Raw genomic sequence first — 15,336 nt, forward strand, 5'->3', positions numbered from 1 at the left:
CGGCGCATGCGGGCGCCGTCGCCGAGCCTCGAAAGGGTCTGATGTCGGAGACGGGCAAGGACAATCGCAGTTCATGGATGGAGCGCGGGCTTCTGGCGCATCTGGGCCGGACGCGCGGCAGCGTTCGCGCCGCGATCGTGCTCGAACGGCTCTGGCCGCTCTGCCTGCCGCTGCTGATCGTCGCCAGCCTGTTCCTGAGCCTGGCCTGGCTCGGTGTGTTTCGGATCGTTCCCGAATGGGCGCGCCTCGTCTTGTTGGCAGGCCTTGGCATGGCCGCCATCGCAAGCCTCGTGCCCCTACGCCACTTCCGGAAACCGTCCGCATCGGAAATCGACGGCCGCATCGAGCGCGCGAACAAGCTTGAACACGCGCCGGTCCGCACCCAGACCGACACGCTCTCCTCGACATCGCAGGACAGTTTTGCGCAGGCGCTCTGGCGCGAGCACCAGAAGCGCATGGCGGAACGTCTCGACCGCCTCTCGGGCGACATGCCGCGCACACGCGTGCCCGAACGCGACCCATGGGGCCTGCGCACCATCGTGGCCCTGCTGCTGGTCGTCGCCTTCGCATTCTCCTTCGGTTCTCTCGGCGGCTCGCCCGTGGACGCGTTCCGTACCCACGCGCGCTCCGATGCCGTGCCGCCACGCATCGATGCGTGGGTGACGCCACCCGCCTATACGGCGAAGCCTCCCATGTTCCTGAACGCCCAAGTAGGGGACGAAGCGCCCGTCTTCCGCGTGCCCGCAGGCAGCGCGATCGCGGTTCGGGTGACGGGCGGCGCGGGCGACGAAGCGCTCTCGTTTCTCGACGCACACACTGGCGAGGCGGCTGCGGTCGCGGTAGCCGACGCCGCCGCGCCAGGCGCGACGCCGCAGCCACAGCGCACGCAGGCGCCGCTTGCACGGCAGTTTGCCGGCACGCTCGATGCGGACGGCATGTTGACGCTGCAATCGGGCGACAGCGAACTGCAGCGCTGGGCTTTCAACGTCATACCCGACACCCCGCCCGTGATCCGATTCGCGGGCGAGCCGAAGCGCGCGGTCAACGGCGCGCTCGAACTCACCTACGAAGTCGAGGATGACTACGGCGCATCCTCGGGGCAGGCCGTCATCGTGCAGGCGGACGAACCCGCCTCGGACGCACATCCGCTCTACGAAGCGCCGGAGATGCAACTGACGCTGCCACGCCGCAATGGCCGCGACATTGCCGCGCGCACCGTGCGCGATCTGTCGGAGCACCCATGGGCCGGCGCGCGCGTGGATTTGACGTTGAAGGCGGTCGATGGAGCGGAGCAGGAAGCGTCGAGCGAGACCAAGACGATCATCCTGCCTGAACGCCCCTTCGCCAACCCGCTGGCCAAGGCGCTGGTCGAGCAGCGACGCATCCTCGCACTCGATGCGAACCGCAAGCCGCACGTGCTCAACCTCATGGATGCGGTGACGCTTCGGCCTGAAGACACGTTCGACAACATGTCCCACTATCTGGGCATCATGTCGGCCCGCAGCCGCCTTGCGATGGCTGAAAGCGACGATCAGCTTCGCGAAGTCGCCGACTATCTCTGGGAAATGGCGCTGCAGATCGAGGACGGCGCGCTGTCGGACGCCGAGCGGCGGCTGCAACAGGCTCAGGAAGCGCTCAAGCAGGCGCTGGAGAACGGCGCGAGCGACGAGGAAATCGACGAACTGATGGCCGAGCTGCGCGAGGCAATGCGCGACTTCCTGCGCGAATTCGCGGAACGCGCCCAGCAGAACCCCGAGATGGCGATGCCCATGCCCCAGAACGGGCAGGAGCTGAGCCAGAGCGACCTCGAACGCATGATGGACCAGATCGAGGACCTCGCGAAGTCAGGGTCCCGCGATGAGGCTCAGGAGCTTCTGTCGCAGCTTCAGGACATGATGAACAATCTGCAGGCCGGTCGCCAGCCGCAACAGGGTCAGGGCCAGCAGCAGAGCGAAATGCGCCAGCAGATGGACCAGCTCGGCGAACTGATGCGCCGCCAGCAGCAGATGATGAACGAGACTTTCCGCCTCGACCAGATGCAGCGCGGGGAGCGTCAGCCCGGCCAGCAGGGCGAACAAGGAGAGCAGGGCCAGCAAGGTCAACAGGGGCAACAAGGTCAGGACGGGCAGCCGATGACGCCCGAGGAGTTTGCCGAGGCCCTGCGACAGTTGCAGGAGGGCCAGGGGCAGCTCCAGCAGGATTTGCAGGCGCTCACCGAAGCGCTCGAAGGCATGGGCCTTGAGCCCGGCGAAGGTTTTGGCGATGCGGGCGAAGCCATGGGCCGCGCCGAGGGCTCACTTGGCGAGGGACAGGGCGAGCGCGCGGTCGGCGAGCAGGGACAGGCGCTGGAAGCGCTTCGCCGCGGCGCTCAGGACATGATGCAGCAGATGCAGCAAGCCCAGCAGGGCGAGGAAGGCGGCAGCGAACAGGGCGGACGCCAGCAGAGTTCGGATCGCGATCCGCTCGGCCGCCCGCGCGCCACGACCGGTCCGGATTTCGGTAATTCCGTCGATGTTCCCGACGAGATCGACGTGCAGCGCGCGCGCCAGATTCTGGAAGAAATCCGCCGCCGGCTCGGCAATTCGCTGAGCCCGCAACTGGAGCGCGACTATCTGGAGCGGCTGCTGGAAATGCGGTGAGGCCTCGGGCCCGCCGCGTAGCCGACCCTACCGCACCGACGGCAGGGGCCGCAGCACGCTGAGAAGCGCACCGTAGGGTGCGAGCATCAGCAGCCCGATCACGATCTTCACCGTGAAATCGCCGAGCGCAAGCGACACCCACAGCGGGACGTCCGCGCCGAAGAACGGCACCGCGAAGCCGAGCGACCCGTCTTCCAGCCCGAACCCGGTATCCAGGAAGGCGAAGCGGGCGGCAAAGGCGAGCGAGAAGAAGATGATCGTGTCGATGATCGAGCCAAGCACCGACGAAATCAGCGGCGCCTGCCACCAGACCCTGTGACGCAGCCGGTCGAACACATAGACGTCGAGAAGCTGGGCGACGAGAAAGGCGGAGCCAGACGCGATCGCGATGCGCGGCGACGCCAGCCAGATCGACAACACGACCGCGATGGCAAAGCCGACATAGACCACCTTGCGGGCGGCCGCGGGGCCATAGCGCCTGTTGGTCAGGTCCGTGACGAGGAAGGCCACCGGATAGGTGAACGCACCCCAGGTCAGAAGATCCTGCAGGCCAAAATGCTGGAACGGGAACTGGACGAGGAAATTGGAGGCTGCGACGACCGCTGCCATTGCGGCCACGAAGGGCCAGACCGAGACTTGCCGGGTCATTTTTTTATCCTGGGTAATGGAACCAGTCGGCGGGCGAATGCCCGCCGCAAGATCGAAAGTCGAGAGTGCTGGCCTTAGGCGGCCTGCTGCTCCGCGAGCTTCTTGGTGATCTGCTTCTTGAGCAGGCGCGCGCGCTGCGACAGGTCATCGGTGCCTGCCTTGACGAGGAACGCGTCGAGACCGCCGCGATGCTCGACCGTGCGAAGCGCATTGGCCGAAATGCGCAGACGCACGTTCTGGCCGAGCGCCTCGGAGATCAGCGTCACGTCGCAAAGATTCGGCAGGAAGCGGCGCCGGGTCTTGTTGTTGGCGTGGCTTACATTGTTGCCGGTCATCACGGCCTTGCCGGTCAGTTCACAAGCGCGGGACATGTCATGCACCTTCGTTACGTTACAGGGCCATACCGAACTACCGCACCATGTGATACGGCGCGCGGGTAGTTTCAGGCGGCCTTCTGGAAAAAGTTGCCGTTCCATAGTGGCATTTGGCGCGGCGGTCAAGCGCAAGCTGCCATCTGAACTGCGCGCCGGCCGCCTCTCCACACCTCATAGAATGGGCGCATTCGCCGGGCAACACCCATCGAGAGGGATATTGCGCACAGCCACAGGGAGCAACCTATGTCGCACTCATGGTCGGGTCTCGCCATCCTTGCCGCTCTCGTCCTGCCGGTATCCGAGGCTGCGGCGAAGCAGGAATCCTATCGCGCCGATTATTCCGTGACGCTGCTCGGCCTGCCGGTCGCCAGGGCGAGCTTCGACAGCACGTTTTCCGGGGATCGCTTCAGCATCAACGGCTCGCTGGCGAGTTCGGGCATCGCGCGGCTGTTCGAACGGACAGACGGAACGACAAGCGCCAGGGGGTCGGTCACCAAGGACGGCGTAAGGCCGCAATCCTTCGTTGCGGACTACACATCCGGCAAGAAGAAGGCGCGCACGACCATCGCATTTTCAGGCGACCGGATCACCAAGGTCGAGAATACCCCGACGCCCAGACGCGGTGGCGACTGGATCCCCGTTCCCGGCGATCAATTGAAGGCGGCACTCGATCCGCTTTCCTCCACGCTGATACGCACGACCGATCCATCCAAGGTCTGCAACCGCACCATCCGGGTTTTCGACGGCGAGATGCGGGCGGACCTCAAGTTGACGCACCGCGAGACCGGAGCGATACGTGGCTTCACCGGGGAAGGCGTCACGTGCGACGCGCGTTTCGTGCCTGTCGCCGGTTATCGCAGGGGACGCAGCCAGATCGAGTTCCTGAAGAACCGGAGCCGGATCCAGATCGCCTTCATGCGCCTCGGCGAAACCGGTTTCTACACGCCGGTCGATGCGTCCATCGGCACGCAGGTCGGCACGTTGCGCATCAGGCTGAGCAGCCTCCAGCCGCGCTGACGGAACCTGCGGCTGCTGGCCGATCACAGCCGGCAACCAGCGTAGCGCCTCTTGCGACATCTCCGCCGTGCCGCTAACCCTGCCCCGGAGATTTCCTGGAGTGACGACGAATATGGCGCGTGCAACGCTGATCGGCTTTTCGGCTGTGGTTATGTGGGCGTTGCTGGCGTTGCTCACCGCGCGCTCTGGCGCGGTCCCGCCGTTCCTGTTGTCCGCGCTGACATTTGCGATCGGCACGGCCGTCGGGCTGGCGATGCGCGTGGTCGCCAAACCCGCGCCGCACCCGCCCATACCGCCGATCGTGTGGCTCGTCGGCATCGGCGGGCTGTTCGGCTATCATTTCTTCTACTTCACCGCGCTGCGCAACGCGCCTGCGGTCGAGGCAAGCCTCATTGCCTATCTCTGGCCGCTGCTCATCGTCGTCGGTTCGGCGCTCCTGCCCGGCGAGCAATTGCGGTGGCATCATGTGGCCGGCGCATGCCTGGGCCTGCTCGGGGCGTTCCTCATCGTCACCAATGGCGGCAATCTCACCTTCGATGGCGAATACGTCTTCGGTTATGCGATGGCAGGCATTTGCGCGCTCCTGTGGACGGCCTATTCGCTCCTGTCACGTCGTTTCCCGGCCGTTCCGACGAGCGTGGTCACATGGTTCTGCGCCGCAACCGCGGCGCTGTCCCTGATCTGCCATCTGCTGCTCGAAGAAACCGTCTGGCCAGCAGGGGCCGGCGAATGGCTCGCCGTCGCGGGCCTGGGCCTGATGCCGGTGGGCGCTGCCTTCTACGCGTGGGACCACGGGGTGAAGCACGGCAACATCCAGGTTCTGGGCGCATCGAGCTATGCCGCCCCGCTTCTGTCCACGCTTGTGCTGATCGTGGCCGGTGCCGCAGCGGCCAGCACGAACATCCTGCTTGCCTGCGCCCTGATCACCGCCGGCGCGGTGCTCGCCGCGAAATCGATGCTGTTCGGCGGCACGACCGGCAAGGCGGGCCAGTGATGCCTTTCGCGGGCGGCATCGAAGATCTCTCCAACGGCACGCTGATATTCTCGGCGATATCGGCGTTTTTCTATCTTGCCGCGTTGAGGCAGCCGCCATCATGGCGGCGCACCGTGGCCAAGACCGCAGCGACGGGCCTGCTGGCCGTGCTTGCCGTCATGGAAGGCGGACCATGGCTGTTGGTGGCGGCGCTCGCCCTGAGTGCCGCAGGTGACGCGTTCCTGTCGCAGGACGGCGAGCCGGCATTCCTGAGCGGATTGGGTAGCTTCCTGCTCGCTCACGTCGCCTATGTCGCGCTGTTCGTGATGACAGGCGCGGGCATCGAAATCCTGACCGCGCAGACATGGCGGATTCCGTTGCCGGTGATCGTTCTCATCGCCTCGGTTCCACTCATTTTGAGGCTCATTCCGGCCGTCGGCGATGCGCTGCGCATACCGGTTGCGGTCTACGTTGCAGCGATTCTCGCCATGATGATCGCGTCAGCCATGGTGCCCGCCCCGATCATCATGATCGGCGCCGCGCTGTTCGTCGCGTCCGATGCGATCCTTGCGAGCGAGCGCTTCCTGCTCGGCGCATCGTCATGGCATCGCATCTGGACCGGGCCGGCGGTGTGGGTGCTCTACTATCTCGCCCAACTGGCAATCACGCTGGGCTTCCTGATCTGACAGGCGGCGTCCAGTCCGGTGGAGCAAGCTCGAACGCGGAAAACGAAAAGCCCGGCGCGACGGTACAGCCGACAAGCGTCCAGTCGCCAGTTGTCTCGGCGGCCTGCCAGACATTGGCAGGCACCACGCCCTGCGGCCGCTGGCCGGCGCCAAGATCGATCCCCAGGCGAATAAGATCGGTCTCCGCATCACCCTCCCGCCACAGGCTGAGATCGAGCGGCGCTCCGGCATGGAAGTGCCAGATCTCCGTCGCGTCCTTCACCCGGTGCCAGTGCGAGCAATCGCCCTTCTCCAGCAGGAAATAGATCGCCGTCGAGTGGCCGCGCTCGCCGCCCTCGGCGTCGCGGAACATCTCGACATACCAGCCGCCCTCGGGATGACGCTGCATGCCAAGCGCGGCGATGATCTCCGCAGCCGTCACGCCAGATCCTTGCGCTTGCGGATTTCCGCGAACACCTCTGCGTCGGTCGCGCGCTCCATGCCGAGATTGCGGCGAATCGCCGGGTCATGCGCACGCAGGAACGGGTTGGTTGCGAGCTCGACGCCGATCGTCGTGGGCAGTGTCGGCTTGTCATCCGCACGCAGAGCCTCGATCTCCTTTGCACGCTTCGTCAGCGCAGAGTTGGTCGGGTCGATCGTCACCGCGAAGCGGGCATTGGACAGCGTATATTCGTGGCCGCAATAGACCGTCGTCGCCGCCGGCAACGCCGCGAGCTTGGCGAGCGACGCATGCATCATTGCCGGCGTTCCCTCGAACAGCCGCCCGCATCCGAGTGCAAAAAGCGTATCGGCCGCGAACAGGACGCCAGATTTCGGCAAATAGTAGGATACGTGGCCCGCCGTGTGCCCCGGCGTCTCGATAACACGCACCTCCTCGTCTCCGAGCTGGAACGAATCGCCCTCGGAGACCTGCCGGTCGATGCCGGGAATCTTCGACGCCTCCGCCTTCGGGCCAATGATCGTCAGCCCGAAGCGTTCCTTCAGCGCCAGATTGGCCTCGACATGGTCGCCATGGTGATGCGTCGTCAGGATCATCGTTGGTTGCCACCCGGTGCGCTGGATCGCCTCGAGAATCGGGCGTTCCTCGGGTGCGTCGATGATCGCGGTAGCGCCGGTCGCCTTGTCGTGCACCAGAACCCCGAAATTGTCGCTGCGGCACAGGAATTGTTCGATCTCGACGGCCATGTCTGTCTCCTTGATGTTCATTGGACGATAGAACAATGGCCGCGTCGCCGAAACCGGATTTCCTGGAAGACGGCTTTCTTGAGTTCGACGCCGCCTGTCGATACGGTCGCGCCATGCTGTCGGACATCATCGATCTGCGGTCGTTCTATTCGTGCACGCTTGGCCGGCTGGCGGAGCGTTCGATCACGATGGCGTTGTCTTCAGTGTGGGCGACGCTGCCCAACGAGCGCCTCGTCGGGTTGGGCTACACGCTGCCCTGGCTGGAACGGTTCGGCACGGACGCCGAGCGCGTCTTCGCCTTCATGCCCGCCATGCAGGGCGCGGTGAACTGGCCGCCCGCCGGACCTTCCGCGACCGCACTCGTCTTCGACGAGGAACTGCCGCTGTTCGATTCGTCCATCGACCGCATCCTTATGGTTCATGCCCTCGAACACACGGAGAACCCACGCGAGACGCTGATGGAAATCTGGCGCGTGCTTGCGCCGGGCGGACGTCTCGTCGTCGTCGTGCCGAACCGGCGCGGCATGTGGGCGCGATTCGAGCATACGCCCTTCGGCAATGGCCGCCCATTCTCGCGCGGGCAGCTCAACGCGCTCCTGCGCGACACGAACTTCACGCCGGGTTCATGGGCGGACGCGCTTCACTTCCCGCCCTCGAAACGGCGCTGGATGATGCGGCTGCACGCACTTTTCGAGCGCGCCGGCAGACGGTTCTGGCCGATATTCGCGGGCGTGATCGTGGTCGAGGCGCAGAAGCGGCTCTACCAGGGCATCCCGGTAGCGGCCCGGTCGTCACGGCGGGTGTTCGTGCCGGTCATGAGCCCGCAAGGTGCGACCCGCGCCATGCGAAACGCCGAGACCGGCGGCTCCTGACCGCATGGCTGTCCGCCCGATCGTTCGCTATCCTGACCCCGCGCTGCGAAACCCATGCGCAGCCGTCGATACGTTCGACGGCGACCTCCGCGCGCTCGCCGACGATCTGCTCGACACCATGCGCGCGGCACCCGGCGTCGGCATCACCGCAGCTCATATCGGCGTTCTCAAGCGCGTAACGGTGATCGAACTGTCGCGGGAGGATGGCGTGCGCGTCTATGTGAATCCGATCATCGAAAACGCGTCGGACGAGACGGCCCGCCACACCGAAGGCAGCGTTTCGATGCCGGGTGTGACCGACGAGATCGAACGCCCTGCCCGCATCCGTGTCCGCTACCAATCGCTGACCGGCGAGCACGTCACGGAGGATGCCGACGGCTTCCTCGCAACGTGCATCCAGCACGAAATCGACCAGCTCGACGGTATCTTCTGGCTCCAGCGCCTCTCGCGCCTGAAACGCGACCGCGCGATCAAGCGCTGGGAGAAGATGCTGCGCGCGCCGGGCTGATCGCTTCAACCCGGCCAAGCCCTACAATTCGTACGTGGTCGTCTGGTAGACCTGATTGATCCAGTTGCCGAACAGCAGATGCGCGTGCGAGCGCCAGCGATTGAGCGGCGGGCGGCTCGGGTCGTCGTCGGGATAATAGCCGTGCGGCACGTCGATCAGTGTGCCGAGCGCGATGTCGCGGTCGTACTCTTCCTTGAGCGACGTCGAATCGTACTCGATATGATTGAACATATAGAGCCGGTTGCCGGTCTTCTCCGCCAGCATGCAGGGGCCGGTCTCCTCCGATTCCATCAGCAGTTCCAGGCCCTGGCCGGACGGAATATCGCTGCTGCGAACCTCGGTCCACCGCGAGACGGGTATGGCGAAATCGTCGGAGAACCCGGTGAGATAGGGCGACGCGGGCGCATTGTTGCCATGGCGGAAAACGCCGAACGCCTTTTGCTCCAGCGTGTATTTCGGAATGCGGTGGAAGTGCCAGGCAGCGGCCATCGCCCCCCAGCAGATGAAGAACGACGAATGCACGTTGGTCTTCGTCCAGTCGAGGATGCGCGTCAGTTCCTCCCAGTAGGTGACGTCCTCGAAAGCCAAAAGTTCGATCGGCGCGCCGGTGACGATGAAGCCGTCGAACTTGCGCGATTTGACCTCATCCCACGTCTGATAGAAGGAGATCAGGTGATCCTCGGACGTGTTCTTGGCCTTGTGGTTGCCGATGCGCACCAATGTAAGCTCGACCTGCAGCGGCGTGGCACCGATCAGCCGGGCAAACTGCGCCTCGGTCCTGATCTTGTTCGGCATGAGGTTGAGCAGACCGATCTGCAACGGCCGGATATCCTGCCGCAGCGCGGTCTGTTCGTCCATCACGGACACGCCCTCGCGCACCAGGATGTCGCGGGCGGGAAGCTGGTCGGGGATCTTGATGGGCACTGCAAACACTCCAAAACAAAAAGACCGGCGGCGAAATCGCGGCCGGTCCAACGGACTTGTTGCAATCGGCCCTTTAGCAAGTTGTTTTACGTGGCTGCAAGCCGACCGGCCAAATCACCACGGATCAGGCCTGCTTTTAGGACGCCGTGGACTTTGCGTCAACGCCAAACCTTGGTAGAGCAGGCCGCCTTTCAAAGCTGGATCGCCCACAATGACCATCAAGTCTCGCCCTCAGCCCCGCCCCGGCGTCATGGACATCGACGCCTACGTGCCCGGCAAGAGTCATGCGCCGGAGGGTGTCGCGAAGGTCCACAAGCTGTCGGCCAACGAGAATCCGCTCGGGCCCTCGCCAAAGGCGGTGGAAGCCGCGCGCGCGGTGGCCTCGAACCTCCAGCTCTACCCGGACGGGGCTGCAACGCGGCTGCGCGAGGCGATCGCCGCCAGGCACGGGCTCAACGTCGCAAACATCATGATCTTCAACGGCTCCGACGAAGCGCTGGCGCTGCTGGCGCGCGCCTATGTCGGCGAGGGCGACGAGGGCATCTACAGCGCGCACGGTTTCCTGGCCTACCCGATCTATATCCGCTCCGTTGGCGCCACACCGGTCCCCGCCAAGGAGACCGACGAGCGCAGCGACGTGGATTCGATCCTCGCCGCCGTGACCGAACGCACGCGAATCGTCTACCTCACCAATCCCAACAACCCGACCGGCACCTATCTGCCGTTCGAGGAAATCCGCCGCCTGCATGCCGGCCTGCCGAAAAGCGTGCTGCTGGTGATCGACGCCGCCTATGCTGAGTTCGTGCGCCGCAACGACTACGAGGCCGGTGTCGAACTGGTCGCCGGGAACGAAAACGTCGTCATGACCCGCACCTTCTCCAAGGCTTATGGGCTCGGCGGCGCACGGATCGGCTGGATTTATGCGCCGTCGCACGTCATCGAGGCGCTGGAGCGCGTGCGCGATCCGTTCAACGTCAACGCCGTCGCCATCGAGGCGGGCGTCGCGGCCTTGCACGACCGTGACCACGTCGAGCGCTCCGTCGGCCACAACGAACAGTGGCTGCGCTGGACGAGCGAGGAACTGGAGAAGCTTGGACTGCGGGTGACCCCCAGCGTGACCAACTTCATCCTGATCCATTTTCCCGAAGACGAGCGATATTCGGCGGCGAAGGCGGACGAGTATCTCGCCGCGCGCGGCTATCTCCTGCGCCGTGTTTCCGCCTACGGCTTCCCCAACGCCCTGCGCATGAGCATCGGCACCGAGGAAGCCAATCGTGGCGTTATCGCCGCTCTGACCGAATTTCTGAAAGCCTGACCCCATGCCCGAAACCATGTTCGACAGGATCGCCCTCATCGGCATCGGCCTCATTGGCTCGTCGATCGCCCGCGTGATCCGCCGCGAAGGCCTTGCGGGCGAGATCGTCATCTCGACCCGCAGCACCGCGACGCTCGAGCGCGCCCGCGAGCTTGGCCTCGGCGACGCTTACGAATCCGATCCCGCAAAAGCGGCGCAGGATGCCGATCTCGTGATCGTCTCGGTTCCCGTCGGATCGTCCGGCGATGTTGCCGCCGCCATTGCATCGTCGCTCAAGCCGGGCGCGATCCTCACCGATGTCGGCTCGACCAAGGCGTCCGTCATCGCACAGATGCAGCCGCATATCCCTGAAGGCGTGCACTTCATCCCCGGTCATCCGCTGGCCGGCACGGAAAAGTCCGGTCCGGATGCGGGCTTCGCGGACCTCTTCGAAAACCGCTGGTGCATCCTGACGCCAGTGGATGGCACCGACCCCGAAGCCATCGAGCGCCTCTCGGCTTTCTGGCGCGCCTGCGGCTCCAACATCGACACGATGGACCCGCAGCACCACGACATGGTGCTCGCGATCGTCTCGCATCTGCCGCACATCATCGCCTACAACATCGTCGGCACGGCCGACGATCTGGAGACGGTCACGAAGTCGGAAGTCATCAAATACTCGGCGTCCGGCTTCCGCGATTTCACGCGCCTCGCCGCCTCCGATCCGACCATGTGGCGCGATGTCTGCCTGCACAACAAGGACGCGATCCTCGAAATGCTGGCGCGTTTCTCCGAGGATCTGGCGTCGCTTCAGCGCGCGGTGCGCTGGGGCGACGGCGACAAGCTGTTCGACCTGTTTTCGCGCACACGCACCATCAGGCGCTCGATCATCGACGCGGGACAGGAAGTCGATTCACCGGATTTCGGGCGTCAGGTCGCCGCGCACCCCGAGAAGCGCTGAGCGTTTCAGAGCGGCGGGATCGATCCAAGCGAGAGAAAGCCGAGGCTGATCTCGCCCTTGGAGATGCGAAGCGGCAGGGTCGGCGCGGTGCCCATGGCGGACATTGCCGAAAACCCCATGCCGATCTCGCGGCGCGCGTCGGGAATAAGGTCGGCCAGCACGCGCCCGATCGCCTGCGGATTGCGCAACGTCACTTCGAGATCGGCATCGATCAGGCCGTCTTCATCGATCGACACAGGCCCCGTGACGGTAGCGCCGGTCTGCTCGTCGAGATTCAGGCTGATCGTCCTGATGGTCCCGGACGTGCCACGCAGGCTCGCAAGGCTGGAGGCCGCCAGACGCACGCCATCGGCAATGGATACATCGACCACGCCATCGAGCGGCGGAATGGGTATGGTTGCCCCTTCCAACTGTTCGCCGAGCTGCAGATCGGTGAAGCGCGAGGCCAGGTCGAGATCCGCCCCGGCGGGCCGCATATGGAATTCAAAGACCTTGGCGCCGGCCAGAAGCGGCGACGCCGCGCCGTTGGCTTCATCGCGGCGCACGGCCAAATCCTGCGCTTCGAGCGATACGCGCTCCGGCAGGTCCGTGGTCAGGCGGACACTTGCGCGCATGCTCGTCCAGTTGAGATCGAGCGCGTTCAGGCCTGGGATCTCCAGGCTCGCGGGGCCATCCAGCTCGCCGACGACATGCTGGGGTGAATAAACCTGCGCTGCCGAGCGAAACTGGCGTGCGCGGAAACTGACGCCCGCGCGGGCGTCCACGAACATGACGGAACGGCAGAACACGCCGATGCGGAACGGATAGCCCTTCGCCTCGGCATTTTCGCAGCTCGCGCGGCGTCCGTCGCGATTGATGGTCGCCACGTTCGCATTGACCTGCTCGACCAGTCTGTCGCCCAGATAGTTCCAGCCGAACGTATAGCCGACGACCACCAGGACGATCGCGACGGCGAACCAGAAGAAGCGCCGGCTGTAGTTGGTTTTCTTGTCTGCGCTTGACGCCATGCCGTCGCTCTCGTTACCCCTCGCCCGTGTCTTCCACGAACGCTGTGACTCTGGATTGGCGATATGGGCGATTTTTGGGTGTTTGGCTATGGCTCGCTGATATGGCGGCCAGGGTTTGCCCATACCGAAACGCGCAGGGCACGCCTCAATGGCTATCGCCGGGCCTTGTGCGTCCGGTCACACGTCCATCGCGGCACACCGGAACGGCCGGGCCTCGTTCTCGGGCTCGACCGCGGCGGCTCGTGCATCGGACTCGCCTTTCGCGTCCCCGCTGACCTTGCCGACGAAGTGATGACCTATCTGCGCGAACGGGAACTCGTCACCGACGTTTATCTGGAAAGACGGCTCCCCGTGCGGCTGGACGACGGCGCGATCGTGGAGGCCGTCACCTATGTCGTCGATCGCCATCACATCCAGTATGCCGGCCGCATCGACGTCGAGGACGCGGCACACATCGTCTCCGGCTCGGCCGGGCGCTCAGGCGCCAATGAAGACTATGTGATCAACACCGTCGCGCACCTGCGCGCGCTCGGCATCCGCGATCACTGGCTGGAAGGTGTCGCCGCGCGGATCACGCCTGTTGAGGCGGCGGTTCGACACCCAGCGCCCTGAGCCGCGCGACGGCGGTGGGAGGCATCTGCGGCGGGTTTTCCGACTGTGCTGCCTCGATCAGCAATTCGTCGCAGACGGCTTCGGTCTCGGCGATCAGCCGTGCGTGGAACGCGTCCTTGTCGAGGCCCGGCTCGATCGGCGGCAGGAAGCGGGCATGGATGACGCCGGGAAAGCGCAGAAACTTGCGCCGCGGCCAATAGAGCCCTGCGACGTGCGCGACGGGCACCACGGGTACGCCGAGCGTCGCGTAGATTTCCGCAATGCCCCATTTGTAGGCGGGATCGTCGCCCGGCGCGCGGCGCGTGCCTTCTGGATAGATGATGAGCTGGCGATTGTCCGCCATACGCGATTTCGCGATCCTGAGCGCGTCCTTGAGCGCCTTGGACCGGCTGCCGCGATGGATCGGGATCATCTTCATCTTGCCGACATACCAGCCGAAGAGCGGAATCCACATCAGCTCGCGCTTGAGGATGTAGACCGGGTCCTTGAGGTAGGGGAAGAACGCCATCGTATCCCAGAAGGACTGGTGTTTCGGCGCGAGAATGAACGGTCCTTCGGGCAGGTTCTCCATGCCCTCGATGCGGCTTTCGGTGCCGGCAATCCATTCCTGAAGCTTGAGGCTGGACCGGGCCCAGAATTTCGGCACGAACCACGCCATGTGGCGCGGCGCGAGGAAATAGTAGGGCGTCCAGAACAACATCTGGAGGATCAGGCTGACGTAGAAGGCGACGTTGAACGCCAGCGATCGAAAGACGAGCATTAGTATTCCGGCCCACGAAGTGTCATGCGACCGTGGTTACACCATGCCGGAAAAAACGCAAATTATGGCGACAGACTCAGTACGACGAACTGTGGAGCCCGGCGCTCGAGGCGTCTATCGTCGCCACGCCGATACCGTCGGCCGGCTTGGGCAAAAGCCCACGCGCGACGGAGGCGAGATACTTCGTATATTCCATGAACAGGACGCGCAGGGCGTCGCCGCTTTTCATCCATTCGCCCTTGTCGAGCGGCGTGTTGACGACGGGATAGGGCAGCAGGACCGTCTCCCCGACCATCCGCTTCAACTCGAGCAGGCTGCGCGGCATGTGATAGTTGTTGGTCACGACGATGACCGTGCCATAGGCGTGGCTCGTGACCCATTTCGCGCTCTCCTCGGCATTGCCGATCGTATCCAGCGCGGCGCGATCGATGTCGATGCAGCATGAAAACAGCTTCTCGTCACCGCCCGTCACGCGTTGCAGGTCCTTCATACGCGCGGATGGGTGGACGCCGCTGATCAAGAGGCGCTTGCCCTTGCCCGACTGCAACAGTTCCAGCGCCGCGTCGATGCGCGCCTGTCCGCCTGTCAGTACAATGATCGCATCGGCACTGCCTTGCAGTTCCGGCGTCGTCAGGCGAGCCACATGCGTCGAGAAGGCTGCGAAGCCGCCGAGGAACGCCAGTCCACCCGCGATGAGGCACACCACGGCGAGGCCAACGGCACGCAGCGCGCCGCGACGCGGCGGTTGCTTGCCATTCTCGTTCGCGCCCAACGCATGCTGCGGCGCGCCTGTCGGTCCGGACACCTTCATGGTGTCATGGTTAACCCCGAATTGCCGCATTGGATAGCCGGATTGTTCGGAATGCGGCTGCAGCA

Annotated in this window: 17 protein-coding genes and 1 riboswitch; of the genes, 9 read left to right on the plus strand and 8 right to left on the minus strand. The window is 64.7% G+C overall.

What is annotated here, in order from left to right; genetic code table 11:
- Positions 1–41 precede the first annotated feature (41 nt).
- The gene (locus AAFN55_RS18435; RefSeq protein ID WP_347800434.1) at positions 42–2,639 is read left to right on the plus strand and encodes a TIGR02302 family protein; all 2,598 of its coding nucleotides are present in this window, start codon (positions 42–44) and stop codon (positions 2,637–2,639) included.
- A 27-nt stretch (positions 2,640–2,666) separates the two neighbouring features.
- Here AAFN55_RS18435 and AAFN55_RS18440 read toward each other — a convergent pair whose 3' ends face one another.
- Together AAFN55_RS18440 and rpmB are read right to left on the minus strand one after the other, a co-directional pair.
- Positions 2,667–3,287, minus strand: coding sequence for a queuosine precursor transporter (locus AAFN55_RS18440; protein ID WP_347800435.1), 621 nt, complete (start codon positions 3,285–3,287; stop codon positions 2,667–2,669).
- 74 nt (positions 3,288–3,361) lie between these two features.
- Positions 3,362–3,658 carry a 50S ribosomal protein L28 gene (rpmB, locus tag AAFN55_RS18445; RefSeq protein ID WP_347800436.1) on the minus strand — a complete coding sequence of 99 codons (297 nt, stop codon included), beginning with the start codon at positions 3,656–3,658 and terminating at the stop codon, positions 3,362–3,364.
- A gap of 246 nt (positions 3,659–3,904) precedes the next feature.
- Here rpmB and AAFN55_RS18450 point away from each other — a divergent pair, with 246 nt between their 5' ends.
- The 3 genes from AAFN55_RS18450 to AAFN55_RS18460 all read left to right on the plus strand — a co-directional run bounded on the left by AAFN55_RS18450 (position 3,905) and on the right by AAFN55_RS18460 (position 6,337).
- Positions 3,905–4,678: a DUF3108 domain-containing protein gene (locus AAFN55_RS18450; RefSeq protein WP_347800437.1), complete on the plus strand. Its 774-nt coding sequence runs from the start codon at positions 3,905–3,907 to the stop codon at positions 4,676–4,678.
- A gap of 112 nt (positions 4,679–4,790) precedes the next feature.
- On the plus strand, positions 4,791–5,672 hold the full coding sequence (locus tag AAFN55_RS18455; RefSeq protein WP_347801042.1) for an EamA family transporter: 882 nt from the start codon (positions 4,791–4,793) through the stop codon (positions 5,670–5,672).
- Positions 5,672–6,337 (plus strand): lysoplasmalogenase, encoded by a 666-nt coding sequence (locus AAFN55_RS18460; RefSeq protein WP_347800438.1) that lies wholly within the window; start codon positions 5,672–5,674, stop codon positions 6,335–6,337. Before AAFN55_RS18455 ends, AAFN55_RS18460 begins: the two co-directional genes overlap by 1 nt.
- On the opposite strand, the gene AAFN55_RS18465 is transcribed toward AAFN55_RS18460, so the two are convergent.
- Both AAFN55_RS18465 and gloB read right to left on the minus strand, forming a co-directional pair.
- Positions 6,315–6,758, minus strand: a complete 444-nt coding sequence (locus AAFN55_RS18465; protein WP_347800439.1) for a cupin domain-containing protein — start codon at positions 6,756–6,758, stop codon at positions 6,315–6,317. The genes AAFN55_RS18460 and AAFN55_RS18465 overlap by 23 nt on opposite strands.
- Positions 6,755–7,522 carry a hydroxyacylglutathione hydrolase gene (gene gloB / locus AAFN55_RS18470; RefSeq protein WP_347800440.1) on the minus strand — a complete coding sequence of 256 codons (768 nt, stop codon included), beginning with the start codon at positions 7,520–7,522 and terminating at the stop codon, positions 6,755–6,757. The genes AAFN55_RS18465 and gloB overlap by 4 nt, the downstream gene beginning before the upstream one ends.
- A 113-nt stretch (positions 7,523–7,635) precedes the next feature.
- On the opposite strand from gloB, the gene AAFN55_RS18475 reads away from it, so the two are divergent.
- A complete protein-coding gene (locus AAFN55_RS18475) occupies positions 7,636–8,394 on the plus strand; it encodes a methyltransferase domain-containing protein (protein ID WP_347801043.1) in 759 nt (252 codons plus the stop codon).
- A 4-nt stretch (positions 8,395–8,398) separates the two neighbouring features.
- Positions 8,399–8,902, plus strand: a complete 504-nt coding sequence (locus tag AAFN55_RS18480; protein WP_347800441.1) for a peptide deformylase — start codon at positions 8,399–8,401, stop codon at positions 8,900–8,902.
- Between the two features lie 21 nt (positions 8,903–8,923).
- Here AAFN55_RS18480 and metA read toward each other — a convergent pair whose 3' ends face one another.
- Positions 8,924–9,826 carry a homoserine O-succinyltransferase gene (metA, locus tag AAFN55_RS18485; RefSeq protein WP_347800442.1) on the minus strand — a complete coding sequence of 301 codons (903 nt, stop codon included), beginning with the start codon at positions 9,824–9,826 and terminating at the stop codon, positions 8,924–8,926.
- 53 nt (positions 9,827–9,879) lie between these two features.
- A riboswitch (SAM riboswitch) is annotated at positions 9,880–9,957 on the minus strand.
- A gap of 80 nt (positions 9,958–10,037) precedes the next feature.
- Here metA and hisC point away from each other — a divergent pair.
- Both hisC and AAFN55_RS18495 read left to right on the plus strand, forming a co-directional pair.
- Positions 10,038–11,141 carry a histidinol-phosphate transaminase gene (gene hisC, locus AAFN55_RS18490; RefSeq protein WP_347800443.1) on the plus strand — a complete coding sequence of 368 codons (1,104 nt, stop codon included), beginning with the start codon at positions 10,038–10,040 and terminating at the stop codon, positions 11,139–11,141.
- A gap of 4 nt (positions 11,142–11,145) precedes the next feature.
- A complete protein-coding gene (locus tag AAFN55_RS18495) occupies positions 11,146–12,081 on the plus strand; it encodes a prephenate/arogenate dehydrogenase family protein (RefSeq protein ID WP_347800444.1) in 936 nt (311 codons plus the stop codon).
- A 5-nt stretch (positions 12,082–12,086) separates the two neighbouring features.
- Here the strand turns inward: AAFN55_RS18495 and AAFN55_RS18500 are convergent, their stop codons facing one another.
- Positions 12,087–13,088: a DUF2125 domain-containing protein gene (locus tag AAFN55_RS18500; RefSeq protein ID WP_347800445.1), complete on the minus strand. Its 1,002-nt coding sequence runs from the start codon at positions 13,086–13,088 to the stop codon at positions 12,087–12,089.
- A gap of 63 nt (positions 13,089–13,151) precedes the next feature.
- On the opposite strand from AAFN55_RS18500, the gene AAFN55_RS18505 reads away from it, so the two are divergent.
- Positions 13,152–13,700: a gamma-glutamylcyclotransferase gene (locus tag AAFN55_RS18505; protein WP_347800446.1), complete on the plus strand. Its 549-nt coding sequence runs from the start codon at positions 13,152–13,154 to the stop codon at positions 13,698–13,700.
- On the opposite strand, the gene AAFN55_RS18510 is transcribed toward AAFN55_RS18505, so the two are convergent.
- Complete coding sequence (locus tag AAFN55_RS18510) at positions 13,660–14,460, minus strand: 1-acyl-sn-glycerol-3-phosphate acyltransferase (protein ID WP_347800447.1); 801 nt, start codon at positions 14,458–14,460, stop codon at positions 13,660–13,662. The two genes, AAFN55_RS18505 and AAFN55_RS18510, sit on opposite strands and share 41 nt — an antisense overlap.
- Before the next feature lie 76 nt (positions 14,461–14,536).
- Positions 14,537–15,271, minus strand: coding sequence for a YdcF family protein (locus AAFN55_RS18515; RefSeq protein WP_347800448.1), 735 nt, complete (start codon positions 15,269–15,271; stop codon positions 14,537–14,539).
- Positions 15,272–15,336: the final 65 nt, after the last annotated feature.

The sequence above is a fragment of the Mesorhizobium sp. CAU 1732 genome (genome assembly GCF_039888675.1).
GTDB lineage: Bacteria > Pseudomonadota > Alphaproteobacteria > Rhizobiales > Rhizobiaceae > Aerobium.